Annotated in this window: 6 protein-coding genes; 3 read left to right on the top strand and 3 right to left on the bottom strand. The window is 53.7% G+C overall.

Annotation, left to right across the window (positions count from 1 at the left end; genetic code table 11):
- Nucleotides 1–10: 10 nt before the first annotated feature.
- Nucleotides 11–4,216 (top strand): PilC/PilY family type IV pilus protein, encoded by a 4,206-nt coding sequence (locus tag MSL71_RS01350; protein ID WP_180136878.1) that lies wholly within the window; start codon nucleotides 11–13, stop codon nucleotides 4,214–4,216.
- 118 nt (nucleotides 4,217–4,334) lie between these two features.
- Here the strand turns inward: MSL71_RS01350 and MSL71_RS01345 are convergent, their stop codons facing one another.
- Together MSL71_RS01345 and MSL71_RS01340 are read right to left on the bottom strand one after the other, a co-directional pair.
- Complete coding sequence (locus MSL71_RS01345) at nucleotides 4,335–6,023, bottom strand: sugar phosphate nucleotidyltransferase (RefSeq protein ID WP_180136877.1); 1,689 nt, start codon at nucleotides 6,021–6,023, stop codon at nucleotides 4,335–4,337.
- A 626-nt stretch (nucleotides 6,024–6,649) separates the two neighbouring features.
- Entirely contained in the window at nucleotides 6,650–9,265 is a 2,616-nt protein-coding gene (locus MSL71_RS01340; RefSeq protein ID WP_180136876.1) for a 1-acyl-sn-glycerol-3-phosphate acyltransferase, read from the bottom strand.
- Nucleotides 9,266–10,051: 786 nt separating this feature from the next.
- On the opposite strand from MSL71_RS01340, the gene MSL71_RS01335 reads away from it, so the two are divergent.
- Both MSL71_RS01335 and MSL71_RS01330 read left to right on the top strand, forming a co-directional pair.
- A complete protein-coding gene (locus MSL71_RS01335; RefSeq protein ID WP_092207469.1) occupies nucleotides 10,052–10,267 on the top strand; it encodes a hypothetical protein in 216 nt (71 codons plus the stop codon).
- A 291-nt stretch (nucleotides 10,268–10,558) separates the two neighbouring features.
- Nucleotides 10,559–13,480, top strand: coding sequence for a Glu/Leu/Phe/Val dehydrogenase dimerization domain-containing protein (locus MSL71_RS01330; protein WP_180136875.1), 2,922 nt, complete (start codon nucleotides 10,559–10,561; stop codon nucleotides 13,478–13,480).
- Between the two features lie 67 nt (nucleotides 13,481–13,547).
- Here MSL71_RS01330 and MSL71_RS01325 read toward each other — a convergent pair whose 3' ends face one another.
- The gene (locus MSL71_RS01325; protein ID WP_180136874.1) at nucleotides 13,548–14,300 is read right to left on the bottom strand and encodes a lysophospholipid acyltransferase family protein; all 753 of its coding nucleotides are present in this window, start codon (nucleotides 14,298–14,300) and stop codon (nucleotides 13,548–13,550) included.
- Nucleotides 14,301–14,431: the final 131 nt, after the last annotated feature.

Here is a 14,431-nt window from a genome sequence, read left to right as displayed (position 1 = left end):
GGAAAACGTCATGAAAAAATGGATTATGGGTGTTGTGATGGCTGGGATGGTCAGTGCCAGTGCCTGGGGATACGATACGGATGTGTTCAGCGAGTGCTCCGTGGCAGTGAAGCCCAATGTCTTGTTTTTGATAGATACCTCTTTGTCCATGAGGGAAAAAGATGTGATCACAGATACGGTAGCTCCGTATGACCCAGGATTTGTCTATAAAAAAGCAAGCGCTGATTCGGAAGATCAGGTAGAAAAAAAGATTGCCTCTTACAAAGGCCAAATGAATAAAAAGTCGGACAAAAGATATTACACTTACCCTGGCTCAGATGGGTGGATCATTCAAGCGCCAACTCTTTGCGAGAAAGCGATGACTGCGGTTGAAACGAAAGGGTTTTGGGTCGGGAAATTTAAAATAATCTCAGGCACGTGTGACAGTGGGTTAAAAAAGATCGTCGCCTCAGGGAACTATATCAACTACATGAAGTATGCCGAGGGTGAGTCTGAAAAAATTCCTTGGGCAAGTGCATCAACATCATATGATTCAAGCATTCAATATAGGGACTACTGGAATGACGGAAGCGAAGACGGCTACGGTGACTACGAGACCGATAAAATTTATGTGAAGATGGGAGGGGTTCGTGAGTTTAATTCATTGAATAATTCTATCGATGGCATAGATGATAACGAAGGAATTTACGTTGATAATCGCCATAACGCAAATTACGGTGTGATAGAGTGTGAATCAGCGAGAACGGCGTTGCGTACCAAGGGCTGGACAAAGAGCAAAGTCTGGGAAATTTTTGGTTCGAGTTGTGGTGGTGCGATCAAGTATACATTGATGACCGGAAATTTCTTGAATTATTTGGAAAAGGAGAGATCCAGGCGTTATGTGGGGATTGACGCCCTTTGGAGTGTTATCCAGGATAATGTTCTGGAAGTGCGGTTCGGGGTCATGCAGTTTGACTTGAATTACTACTGGTCAGGTCTCAATGTGGCTCACTGGAAGAGCAATGGTGGGGATATTTCCATTCCGTGCGATGATAATTCCGCAATAGACCTACGACATGCACTCTATGGGCGTTATCCTTGGGAAGATCAAGCGTCGACCGCCGTGTCTCAATACGGGAGGCCGTTGTATTTTGGTTATGAATACTATGGAATGAAGGATGTTTCGAAGGAGACACCGCTTGCGGAAAGCCTCGTCGAGGCCGGGCTTTACTTTTCAGGACAAGATAGCTGGTTTAACGACTATGATGATGCAAATCCCTACACATCCCCCATTCAGTGTCCTGATCAAAAGAATTACATTGTTCTGCTTACGGACGGCGCGCCTAAGGATGACTTCAGCTGGCTTGATTCCAATGGCAAGCTAATCACGTTTGATTCGGATGATTTTACCTATCGATGGATCTATGATGCAAGTAAGAAAACATTTCGCTATTATAATAAAAAAGGTGAAGAGGTTACCGATGAAACGATTGGAAATGCAGACAATGATTTTGAAGATGTTATTTGCTGGAATAGTATTTTCGATAATGACGACGATGATGATACCAATGACTCAGAGGACGATACCCCAGACGACTCATGTAATGCCTCCAACCTGAAAATGAAATGGCTTGATGATGTTGCTTACTTTCTCAAGCATAAAGATTTATCTGCCAAAGATGACGAGCAGCATATTACAACGCATGTTATCGGCTTAAACCTTTCTGTGAATGCGGATGATTTGGATGAAGACCTTTTAGCAGACACTGGTGAAAATGGTGGTGGGGGATACATTCTTGCAACCAATAAGGGGCAAATTATTGATGCGTTGAATGCTGTTCTTCATACCGTCGAAGCGTCATTTTCCTTTTCTCGGGCTGCCACCCCCATAAACCAAGCCGACATGATTTATTCAAGCGATGATATTTTCGTGGCGACCTTTACCCTGAACAGCATCGGCCGTGGTATGGGGAATATCCAGAAGTTTAAGAGGGCTGGCGAGGTTGTTGTCGGGCAGGGAGACACCCCTCTTTTTGAAACCAATGGATCGGTGGACACGGCCGTGAAAGACTATTGGGCCGTATCGAATGGTACAACCACCAAAAAAGACAGTACCGATACCTCGATTCCTGATCAGGGGGTGGCATCAAGGTTGTATCGAAAAATCAATAATGGCCTTATCCTTCCGGATTCCCCTTCTCCGACGGACATCTTTAATGCTGTAAAACAAAGGCGCAGAATTTATGTTGCGTACAAAGGTGGCAGCATCTGGCGGCAGGGCATATTGGGGGATCTGGCAACAGATGGTTTGGGCGAAGGGGCACCGAGCCTTGCCATTAAAAAAGATGATACCAACAATTACGAAGGGGAGAGATTGGCCCATTTTTTAGCCACTGAGGTATACGGTTATGGGTATGAGTGGCCTCTTGGAGACATCATTCATTCCAATATTGTTGTGGCGCAGTATCCGAAAGATGAGATCCGGGATTATGAGAGGCAATCGTACATTTTTGCCGGGGCAAATGACGGTCTGCTGCACTGCTTTGATTCAAACGGAGAAGAAGTATGGGCGTTTGTTTTTCCCGACTTCGTTGACCGGTTACGATACCTCAGTGGAACGTCAGAGGTGTCCGGTCGGTGGTTTGCTGATGGTTTTATGACGTTGTATTACAGTCTTGTTAAATATGACGATTCCGGTACCATGGTTGACAACGATAAAGATAGCTACTCCTATGTCGTGCGGAAACCTGAGTACCTTGTCATTGGAGAGCGTCGCGCCGGATCTTTTTATCATATTATTGATGTATCCAATGTGAATGATGGCGTCAGTAATGTACCTGTGTATAAAGCCCGAGTCGGAGGAACAACGGGGTGGGGGCTCTCATGGAGCAAGCCTCAGCTTTGTCAGGTGGCTACATCGGGCGGGGTGGAAAAAGGATTTCTTGTGGCAGGAGGGTATGATGAAAATCAGGACAAGCTGAGGCCCGGTGTTGACAAGAAGGGACGATTCGTTGCGCTGTTTGATTTTGAAGGCGATTTGATAAAGCGGTTTCCGGATACCGGTTTTGGGAGTGACGCATGTATCATTTCAGCAAGGATTATCGATCATGATCATGAGCGAAATGTAAATGATAAGCGGATTTTTTCACGGATTTATGCCGGAGATCTAAACGGCAATGTGTATCATATGTCTGATGATTTGACCGCTGATTTTCAGGATAAAGTGCCAAATGGCGGATGGAATGTAGGGCACAAGCTTTTCTCGGCACAAACATTCAATGTGGTTGTGACAGAGAACGGTGCCAACCATCAGGTGGATTATCACCAGAAGATTTTTCATGCGCCTGTGGCGGGGTATGCCTGCGATACGAAGATGGTTTTCTTTGGAACGGGTGACCGAGAGCATCCGCTCTACGCGGATCCCGGATTTGTTGACAGTGTGTATGCTGTGCCTGAACGATGGAGCGGGGAGGCACTTGCCTGCAGGGATCTATCACAGGTAATGGTTACCATGAAACCGAATCCTGCGATTGTTGGTTCCGGGGTTGTGTTAGAATCATATTCTATATCCAAGAATCCTCCAAAAAGGACGACGGCCTGCAAGGAGTATTGTTCCGAAGGGGCGGTGGCATGTTCCGAGAATTGTCTGGATGCATATGACCCGGAAAGGTGTGAGACAGAATGCTCCGAGAATTGTTTGGGTGCAGATGACCCGGCAACTTGTGAAACAGCATGTTTTGAAACTTGCTTGGATGCAGTTGACCCGGAGCCATGTGAAACAGAATGTTCGTCTGCCTATCACGATTGTTTGACCCGTTGTGATGAGGGAGAGGTCAAAGGCTGGTTTTTTAATTTCCCTTGCAAAAGGTACAAGGGGAACGTTCTTGTCGATACTCCGGGGGAAAAAATGATTTCAGAGCCTCTCGTAGTAGGCAATAATATGATATTTGGAACATATACTCCGCCAGTAGTCGTGCCTGCGGATCCTTTGGATATATGTAACCCGGCAGCTGAGTGTGAGCCCGGTGCAGGGCGTATTTATGTTGTGAATACTTGTCATAATGCTTTTTCTGTCAAATCGTATCTTATAAAGAACAACCCCATGCCTCAGCCAGCCCTTGTTTTTGATAAAAATACGGGAAAGGTTCTCATCAGCACGGGTGAGGGAAAAATCATAGACCCTGAAATCCCTGTTGTTGTGCCCGATTACTGGAAGCACAGCGGTGCGGATTTGTAATCATTCACTTGTAATGTCGTTTCAATTTTCAAAGCCAACCTGGCATTCATCGGGTTGGCTTTTTCGTTGTCGTAAAATGAATAGGAGTGGCACCTGCACATGGGACAACAACCATCGCTCACCTTGCCGTCGGCGTTGCTTTTTCTATCAACCTGAAAAGATCTGTAAGGTATTGGTTATTTAGGTTTCTGAGGCGGTTGCCAAGGGTGGCAAGGGCTAAGGGGATGTGCTTTTCGAAATTAGCTTTGCCCTTTTGGGTCAACTTACCGAAGGCTCCCAGCATCTGGAGGTTTCGGGTGATGGAGCAGAAAGTGTAGCTGGTGCGAAATTCTTTTTCCGTAGGAATGCCCTGGTTTGCAATTGTCCGGATGGTATAGGAAAGAAGCCGGTCTTGCATGGGGAGGGGCAGGTTTGCGTATGGGTCGATGAGGAGCGATGCGAGATCGTACTGAAAGGGACCGCGGCGAGCGCCTTGGAAGTCGATGATAGTCGGGATGTATGCGCCGGATGCATCTTGATGGACCATGATGTTTCGGGACTGGAAGTCCCGGTGCATGAGGCCGGTGAGGGAACCTTCAAGGGCCTTGTCGGCGATGAGGTTGAAGGCGGCCTGGTAGGGCTCTGCGGATTCGTTCATGCCAAGGTAGCCGTTGATGAAGGCATCCATAAAGTAGCGGCACTCCATGGTGAGGATCATCTCTTTATCGTACGCAGGTGTCTGCCAGCACCATGCGCTCTCAAAGCCCTGGATACCCTCCTGTGAGAAACGGATCAGCGTGTTGATGACCTTTTGGTATAGGCTTTCTACCTCGGGCTCGGGCAGGGTTCTGGCCAATTCGGCGAGGTGAGTGTTGCCGGCGTCTTTGACGAGGACAAGGCCGGAGACGGCATCACCGCTGACAACAGGGGAGATGGGAATGCCTTTGGTGCGGAGGTGGGTACCGATGCGGATCATGGATTCGGCCTCCTCTGTGGCAAAACCTGGATGAATACCGTGCTCACAGGAAATGAGGGTTCCCTCGGGGCTTGTGATGCGGGACCACCTGCGGTCGGAGCCGTCCCCTTTCAAGGGGATTGTTTCAAAGGGGCCCTGGGCCGAGTCAAAGGTGTTTTTGAAGGCCTCCGGGACCATGAGGGCCTTGGTGGCCTCCAGGTAACGGGCCTCGGTGCCGCAGTCGAACCAGAGGCAAGTCTCCAGGGCAATACCCTGAACCTTTTTACCCTTGGCGATGAGGTCCCGGTAGAGGTCCACCATGCCGTACGCTCGTTTGGGAATGGCAGCCATTGCTTCGGGGGACAGCACCTGCATACCGGTGAAGGCAAGCCTTTGCATGTCTTTGGGGGTGGGCTCCCGAAAAGCTCGGATCTGCCCTTGGGTATCCACGGACACATTGTTGAACTCAGGGCGATCCATAAGGGCCAGGGTGGCCGTATTGCCTTGTTCCAGGTGGGCTTCGTAAAGGGCCTTGGGGTCGATGTCCGTTAAGGTATCCCCGTTGACAACCAGCAGGGGGGAGCCGTCCAGAAGGTCCGCCACATTGGCCACGGCACCGGCGCTGTCCAGCAGGGTCTCTTCCTGTCGCAGGTGGACCTTTACCGGCCATGATTTGTGGTCGATAAACCGGTGGATCTCTTCTGCCAGGTGGCAGGTGTTGATGATGACAGCGTCAAATCCTGCGTCGGCCAGGGCATTGATGTGCCGCTCCAGGAGCGTGACCCCGCCAATGGTGAACAAGGGCTTGGGCCGAACCTCGGTGTGGGGAAGCAGCCGGGTCCCAAGCCCCGCCGCCAGTATCATTGCCTGCATGTCATTGCCTTCTATGGTTAAAGTGCATGAAAAAGCCTGCCTCCGGCGGCGAGGTGAGCGACCTCGAAAGCTGATTGCCCTTGCGCTTAGTCCCTCGCTCCTCGGGCCAAACCGCAAGGGCCTTTGACTCGGGCTTCGCCCGACACAAACGCTGATGGTGTGTGCGGACTGCCTCACAAGCTTCGACCCAACAGGATACGTTGTTCCTACTTGGCCATTATGAACTTAACCGCACTGCCTCCGGCGGCCAGCTTTTTGAAAAAAGCTGGACCAAAAACTTTTCGGTTGTAGCTCTCTTTTCCCTCAGCCCCGAGGGGCTGAGGGAAAAGAGAGCTACAGACTTATTAAGTCCAAAGCATATGATTCGCCAGTATCAGTGACGTGGCCGAAATTGCTCTCGAATCCTGTTTGTCAAACTTTTTAAAAGTTTGGCCCCCGGCAGGGCCCCCGGAGGCTTTTTTGATCTCAACAGTTACGCCCTTTTTTTCTATTCACCAAAAAAGCCGTGGGCCACTCCAGCGAGTCGCCCACGGCTTTGATTCATCACGTGACAGCTCCAACCGAAGCTGCTTAAGGTCCTTTAGCCTTTAGCCTTTAGCCTTTAGCCTTTAGCCTTTTTAGCCAAGCTATTTCTCCATCACCTCCAGGTAGTGGCGAATGGAGTTTTTGTAGAAGGAGTGGGTGGCTTCTCCGCTGGTCTCGTCGAGGATGCCTTTGTCCTTGAAGTGGCGGACCGCGTTTTTAAAGGTGATGTCGCTCAGGGCCTCGGGGAGCTCGATCTCGTTTACCTTGAACATTTTTTTGCCGAGGTTCTGGCACTTCTTCACCATGGCTTTGCCGTCCAGCTTGGATGCCTTTTTGGACTCATAGGCGGTGAGGGCCACCAGGTACGACTCCAGGTAGGTCCTGAGGAACCGGGAGAAGAGGGTGAGCTTTCTCAGGCCGTCCGGGGTGATCTCGTAAGTGTCCGGGCTGGATTCGTGGGGCACGATGGTGTGGGTGTCGATGAAGGCCTTGAGGTCTTTTCGCACCATGTACTCCGAGGTGGCCGTGCGGTTGAATGCAAACTCCGGGTCAAAAAGATCGGCCAGGAAGTCGTAGGCTTCCAGAAGTTCTCCTGCCTGGAACTGGAAGCGGTTGACCTCCTTGATGGCAAGGGCCGTCATGGCCGCGGAGATGAAGTGGATGATGCAGTTGTTTTTGTAGTAGTCCAGTACAGGGCGCTGGCCTTCCGGAAGGTTGAAAACCGTTCCCGGGTCCAGGTGGCCTTTGCAGTCGGAGCCGCACTCCAGGAATTTGCGCCTGACGTAGCTGTCCAGAACGCTCTGGAAGGACCGCTCCCGGTTTTCCCCGAGGGAGTCGGCCACCCAGACGTCCATGGCGTCCAGGTGATCGGTGTAGAGGCGGATGTCTTCCAGGGCCTGCTCAAAGGTGAAGCGTTTTTTCATGCTGTTGAGCACCGCGCTTGCCACGACTCCGTAGGGGGTGGCGATGGAGACATCGTTGATGCTGTTGATGATTCGGTAGCCCAGGTCGTTGCAGAAGGTGTTGTGTTGATCCGTGTCCATGCCCTTGAAGTCGAGTCCCTGCTCTTTGACCACGTCGGACAGGGAAATGGGCTCATGGAAGTTGACGTACACTTTGCCGTAGCGGCGTTTCAGGAAACGGCGCGCCTTGATGAGCTGGCCCAGGTTCTCCGACTCTTTGTCCCCGCCTTCCACTTCGTGGAGGTAGGCGTCCTCTTCCAGCACCCTGTCGTAGCCGAAGTAGACCGGCACGAACTGAAGGTCTTCGCAGGCCCCTTGTCTGCAGGCGTCCACCAGCATGGAGAGCAGGCCAACCTTGGGGGAGAGGAGCTTACCGGTCCGGCTTCGGGTGCCTTCGATGAAAAGCTCCACGTTGAACCCTTCGGAGAGGAGCTTGGACATGTATTCGAAGAAGACCCGGGAGTAGAGCTTGGCCCCTTTAAAGGTGCGGCGCATGAAAAAGGCGCCCCCGCCCCTTAAGACAATGCCCAGGGGCCAGAAGGAGAGGTTTCGTCCTGCAGCGATATGGGGACAGGGCATGTTGTGCTTTTTAAAGACGTAGGAGAGGATCAGGTAGTCCAGGTGGCTCTTGTGGCAGGGAACCAGGATCAGCGGGGACTGCTTGGAGCGGATCTTGACCCGGGCGATCCCTTTTTTATCGGTGACGATGCCTTCAAAAAGGCTCTTGAAGAGGCGGTCCAGGAAAACCTCAAAGATGCGGATCCAGCGGGAGCTGTAGTTGGCGGCAATCTCGTCGAGATAGGTGTCCGCTTTCTTGTGCACCTCCTGCAAGGGGGTGTCGCTCTCTTCGGCGTGCTGGATCATAAAGTTTTTGAGGGACTTTCCGGTGAGGATGCTTTCGCGGATCTCCTGGCGGCTTTTCAGGACCGGTCCGGTGATGGTCTGTCGGTGACGGTTGAGCTGCTCGATGAGCTCGCGGCGCAGCAGCAGGGCCTGTTCCCCTATGGACTTTTCTTCCATGCCCGGGGCGGCCAGCCAGGTCTTGAGGCAGACCGGGTCGCAGAACTCCACAAAGCTCTCTTTGTTGCGTTTGAAGATGCCGGCAAGGCGCCGGACTTTGCCCGGACGCTCCCGGGTGCCGAAGAGGATGTCGAAAAAGGAGAGCCCGCTTTTCTTGGGCTTCATGGAAAAGATCATCACTTCGGGGATGATGTACAGGGGCCTGTCGGTTTCGGCCTGGAGTTCCAGCAGGCAGGCGATGGGGTCGGTTTTGGATTTGACGAAGCTTCGGTAAAAGGCGTCCCGACCGATGAGGGGCAGGATGGCGGTTTTGCCGTTTAAGAGCTGGTTTTTGAAGTGGCCGCTTTCCACCGGGTCGGGCACGGAAAAATGGCGGAAAAAATAGCGGATGTGAGAGCCCATGATCCCCAGGAGGTGGCCGAGGGGCTGCCATGCGTAGATGGTGCAGTCAAAACCGATGGTGGGGAAGGGCAGGCCCATCTGTTTGAGCCGGGTGTGAAAGTAGAGAAAAGAGAAGTGGCTCCGGTACTTGGACGCATAGACAAAGATGCCGTTTTCGTCCAGCTGGGTGATCTTTTCTTTCTCCGTCTCGGAGAGCACGATGTTTCTGAACATGAATCGGCGCAGCAGATCGGAGATGGCGCCCCCTCTTTCGGGGATGTAGTTCGAGTAGTGGACCCGCATGGCATCGCCCACGGGGGTCTTGGTTTTGCGTTTTCGTCGAAATGTCAACATGTCTCAAAAATTCCGATTGTTTGGGTGTCCGGATTGCGAGGCTGCCTTGGCAGGCAGGATGCCGGAGAAAGGCACGGCGGCACACGTGGCAAGGCACTTGAGCTCTCTTTGCTAAGTCGCATCGCAGCGGTATAAAAAAGCCTGTTCAGCAACTGCTTCGGTGGGACAAAACAAGAAGCAGGGCTGAGCCATCCAGGGCCCCGTCGTATTCAGTCAAGGGGCCTTATGGTTTAACGCTTGTAAATAATATAGATCCTGTGATTGTGCAACTCTATTATCCCGGGTGAAACAGGGGGTGTGTTGTTAAAGATACACTATTTCAAAACGTTATATGGCTGTTGCAGGGCCGGTGCTCAACCACCGCCGGGGTGATGGCACTCACCCCGTGGGGTACCGGGGCTTTGTCAGACATCTGGCTGCACGGCAGGGGTAAACCAAGGTGGAATGTGATTCATCCTGCCGTGAAATTCTGTGGTAAAAGAGACAATGAACGGTTGTTCATCGCTGCTAATCACTCGTAAATTTATCGGGATTTGGGGTTGCGTAGAATCCGTTGATATGGTACCTTCCACAAGTTATATTCTAAAGAGAAACAGGCGTTATGCCGGGCTCTATTTTGTTGAAATGACATACGTATTTGGTTTGTATTTTGTTGTTTTTATCAAGGTTTAGCCTGCCGCCTCTCCCGCCGGTGTCATCGGCAGTGTTCTTTCGTAAGGATCCCCGGTTGGGGAGATTATAAAGTTAAAAATAAAGAAAATTTATGCTTAAAGGAGGAACTGGTTTATGAAGACGTTAATCGGTGGTGCTATTGCAGCGGTTCTTGGCCTGATTGGTATTGCGGTATGGTTTGATGCACTGCTTCAGCTTCTTGCAGGAACAGTACCCGCGCTTCTTCTTCTCGGTGGCGCACTCGCTCTTTACCTCGGCTTTGACGAGCTGAAGGAATCCTGGAAGAACGACGAAGGGGTTGAGGAAGAAAAACCCGCCGAGAACGACTAGTCAGTTTTTTCAAAGTTCCAAGTGCTTTGTTGGAAAGCCCTGTGGCGTCTTGTCGCCCCAGGGCTTTTTTTGTGCGCGCGCTTCCGGGCCCCTGAATGGGCGGCTGGTCTGGGCCGGTTTATTTGTCTGCCGCAGATACGTTCAGAAAATTTACCCCGGGAATCGGTTTCGGGTTATAATCGTCTGTAGCCGAACACAACGCTTCATTTTTCCAGCCTTCGGGGCGCTCGCCTGTGGCCTGTCTTCGCATTTCCCTCCTGTTGTGGCCAGGCGCTCCGGAAAGGAGCCATCATGGAGACCACCCCAGACGTATTGTACCATCTCACGGACAGCGGTGTGCGTGACAAGCTGCGCGGCATGGACAACCGCTTTGTGTCCGATAAAGAGGTGTATGCCCTCTACAACCATCTCCGCCATGCCTACGACCTCAAACCCGACACCATTCTGGATGCCATCGAGACCGTGCTGACCAAGACCGATCTCGGTCCCTATTTTTACAGGTCCCTGGCCACCGAGGAGATCGCTTTTCTCATTGCGGGCAGCCGCTATCAGGAGGCCATGCTCAAAAACCGCTACGCTTCCGGAAGCGGGGAGGGGATCAATGTCACCGGCCGTTTCGGCAACAAGCACCTTTTTTTCATTTCCGAAACCCGGGAGCTGGTACGTGAAACCCTGGAGGCCATCAAGGCCCTGATGCGGGAGCACCCCATGCAGAGCTTTCGCATGAGTTCCTATGTGGTCTGCCTGGAAGGGAATCCGGAGGCCAACCGTCGGTTGTATATTGTGGAAGGGGAGACCCCCGGGGTGAGAAAGCCGGGGCTCATGAACCATGCGGCCCAGTATATGGAGGAGAAGCTGGGGAAGGTGGCCGGGAAAAAGGAGGTCATGGATTTTTTGGGGACCGCCACCGAGAGGTTTGTCCATGCCCTCCTGCACAACCAGCGCATCCGGACCCTGGAGAACTATTTTACGGCCTGGAACCGGGTGGTGCGCCGCTTGAAAAAGGGGACGACGGTTCACATCTGCATCGACCAGAACATCATCGCCGACGAGCCGGTCCCGGAGCGAAGGCTCCAGCTCTGGCTCCCCTACGAGAATTTTCGAAACAACCTCACGACCATCGAAGGCATTTTCGACAAAAAGGGGATCCCCTTTACCCGGCAGTATTTTGAAACCTTTGTCATGGCCAACCGGCGGATGGTGGCCTTTTCCACCTATATCGCCGATGCCCTCATCACCCCGGAACTCGACGGGTTTCTGCGGAACGAGCTTGCCACCCGGTCCATGCTGATGAAGAGCGATCCCATTCCCACGGGGCAGATAGGGGACTTTCTGGGTAACCTTGCGCTGGCCGATTACAGGGGAAAACTTGCCTATCTGGGCCGCATGCAGGCGCACCGTCACAAAGAGTATCTCATCCCGCTGGTGTCTCTTCTCTCCGATGAGAGCCAAAGGGTAAGGAAGGTGGCCTTTGACACCATCAGGAACTACCTCATGGCACCGGACGGGGAGATGAAGAGCGACTACTACTGGGCCACTCTCTACCATATTTTTGCTGCAGCCACCGTGCCCGTGGAGATTCCCGGTTCTGGAAAAAGGGCTCTTTTCGGCGATGAGATCTCCCGGCTGGTCCGGTTTCGAGGGATTCATTACGAGAACTATTTTGACGATCACTCCGGCAAGAGCTGCCTTTTTATCCGCATGAACGGTGAGGGAATCGGCAAAGGGGGGATCCGCTGCCACAAAACCCATGTCTCCTTTTCCGGGGAAGGGGCCCTGTCCACCAACATGCTGTTCAAGAGCCTCGGGCTCGGGATTCCCTATTATGCCACAGGCAAGGGAGGGATTCTGGGCAGTCTTGGTCAGGGGGAGGTGCGCGAGCGGGTCCTTGCCGCCTACGGCCGTTTTTTGTTTAAAAAAGCGGGGATCGGGCCCTTTTCCGATGTACCGGCAGGGGACGTGGGGGTCGGGCCGCAGGAGATCGGCACGCTCTTTGAAGTGATTACCGACGAGGTCTCCCGGGATCTGGCTGCCATTGCCGACGGGAGCCTGGAGCTTGCCTCGGAGAAAGCCGAGCGCCTGAGACGCCACTTCGGCATTGATGTGGGGAACAAGGCCCTTGTGTCCGCCCTTGCGGCGGATCGGGAAGAGGTCAAGGGGTATACCTCCTCGGCCATCACCGGAAAGCCCGGGGGGCGCGGACTGACCTTGCGGACCGGTGCCACGGCCCGGGGGCTTTACGAGGTGCTGGCGGTGCTCAAAGGCTTTCACCGGTACAACGATCCCGATCTCTGGCTGAACCCTGCGCGTATCGATGAAGCCCTGGACACGGAGCCCCAGTTTTATCACGCCGCGGACGCCAACATTCGCATGCTCTCCTTTGCCGTTCAAGGGTTTGGTAAGGTAGGCGGCGCCTTTGCCGCCATCGTGCACGGCAAGGGCGCGTCCATCCACATGATCTCCGATGCCGGGGGCACCCTGGTGAATTTACGGGGCATTCCCCAGGTGGACGAGCTGGTTCGGGGGGCTGCCTCCGGGAAAATGCTGTCCGAGATGGTGGATGACACCATGGGCCGATTTGTGGAAGGGGACACCACCCGGCCCCTTACCGCCACGGTGGATGTGGTGGTGCCCGCGGCCCTGGAAGAGGTGGTGACCCTGGACGCGGAGATGCGGACCGGTGCCGTCCATGCCTCCAGGGTGGACGCGGATTACATCCTGCAAGGGGCCAACGGTCCCCTGACCCCCGAGGCCGAGACCTATCTGGAGGACCGCGGACGCATTTCCATCCCTGATATCCTGGCCAACGCAGGCGGGGTCCTGGGGTCGTATCTCGAATGGGTGGACGGGCTGATCAAGATGTTCGGGTACGGAAAGGTCCGCAAACACGGATTGGTGCACCCGGTGGTGCAGGGGCTGGTGTCCCGCCATTACGACGATGGCGCAGAAGAAGAACTCTATGCCGTGGATGAGCTGATTTACGGCCGGGCGTTCCGGTTTATCATGCGGGGAACGGCCATGGGGAGCGCTAAGCTGGCTTCGGAGCGGCGCATCTCCCTTCGTACGGCATGGATGGCCGAAGGCATCGCGGCTGCGGCCCGAGAGGGGCGCCTGGACGACAGCTTCAGTGACCGCGTGGATCACCTGAGGCGTCATTTTGCCTCGTCCACGCAGGGTGGACCGCAAAAGGTGAGGCCGGTGGTGGCGCGGTAAGGGGGCGGGGTGGTGGTGTAAGACGGATGTTTTTGAACGTGCGGCCCGAAAAGGGCCGCACGTTTTTTTATGCGTTGAGGCTGGGGCGGGGGCCGTCGGGGCCGGTGATATCCCGGTAGTAGGCGGAGAGGAAGCGCAGGTCGCTCTCCATGTCTCCGGTGGGGGAGAAAAAGACGCTGGAGCTGTCCACGTAAGCCCGGGTGTCGGCGTCGATGGCGTCGCTTCCGGAGAACACCTCGGCTTCGCCGTACTGGTCCGGGTATTTGCCGGTGACGTTGCTGTAGAAACCCTTGATGAGATCCATGTCCGCCTCGATGTCCCCGGTGGGGATCAAGGCCGGGCCGAAGCCTCCCATTTTGAGGGAAAAGTCAAGGAATCCCATGGCAATGGGCACCCCGGCTCCGTTGGCGATATGGTAAAAACCCGTTTTCCAGTACCGGGCCTTGGACCGGGTGCCCTCAGGCGGAATGATGAGGACGAGCTTTTCGTTTTCATTGAAGGCTGCAATGGATTGCTCCACGGTGTTTCCGGCCTTGCTCCGGTCGATGGCGATGCCGCCGAGCCAGCGCATGATGGGACCGGCCGGGCCTTTGAAGAGGGTGTGCTTGCCCATCCAGAAGACCTTGACGCGAAGCTTCAGGGCAATGCAGATGGTCCAGATAAAATCCCAGTTGGAGGTGTGCGGGGCGGCAATGCCGACGTATTTGTCCACGGAGGGCAGGGTGCCTACGGCCTTCCATCCCCCGGCTTTCAGGGTCATGATGGCTGCCCAGCGCATGATGGTGCGCAGGATGGGGGTATCAAAAACAGTGGTTCTCATGGTGCCTCTTGGGTCACAGGTGTCAGGAAAATGGCAGACCGTCATAAATGATGTCTGAAAAAAAATGGCGGGACGTTGTGGAGGGAAAAACCCTTGCAGTGGTGAGCGGTTACAGCGTCGTTTCGTTTTTT

It is taken from the genome of Desulfoluna butyratoxydans (assembly GCF_900699765.1).
GTDB classification, from domain to species: Bacteria; Desulfobacterota; Desulfobacteria; order Desulfobacterales; family Desulfolunaceae; genus Desulfoluna; species Desulfoluna butyratoxydans.
Note: the sequence above shows the minus strand (reverse complement) of the source record. Positions and strands in the feature narration are given on the sequence as shown.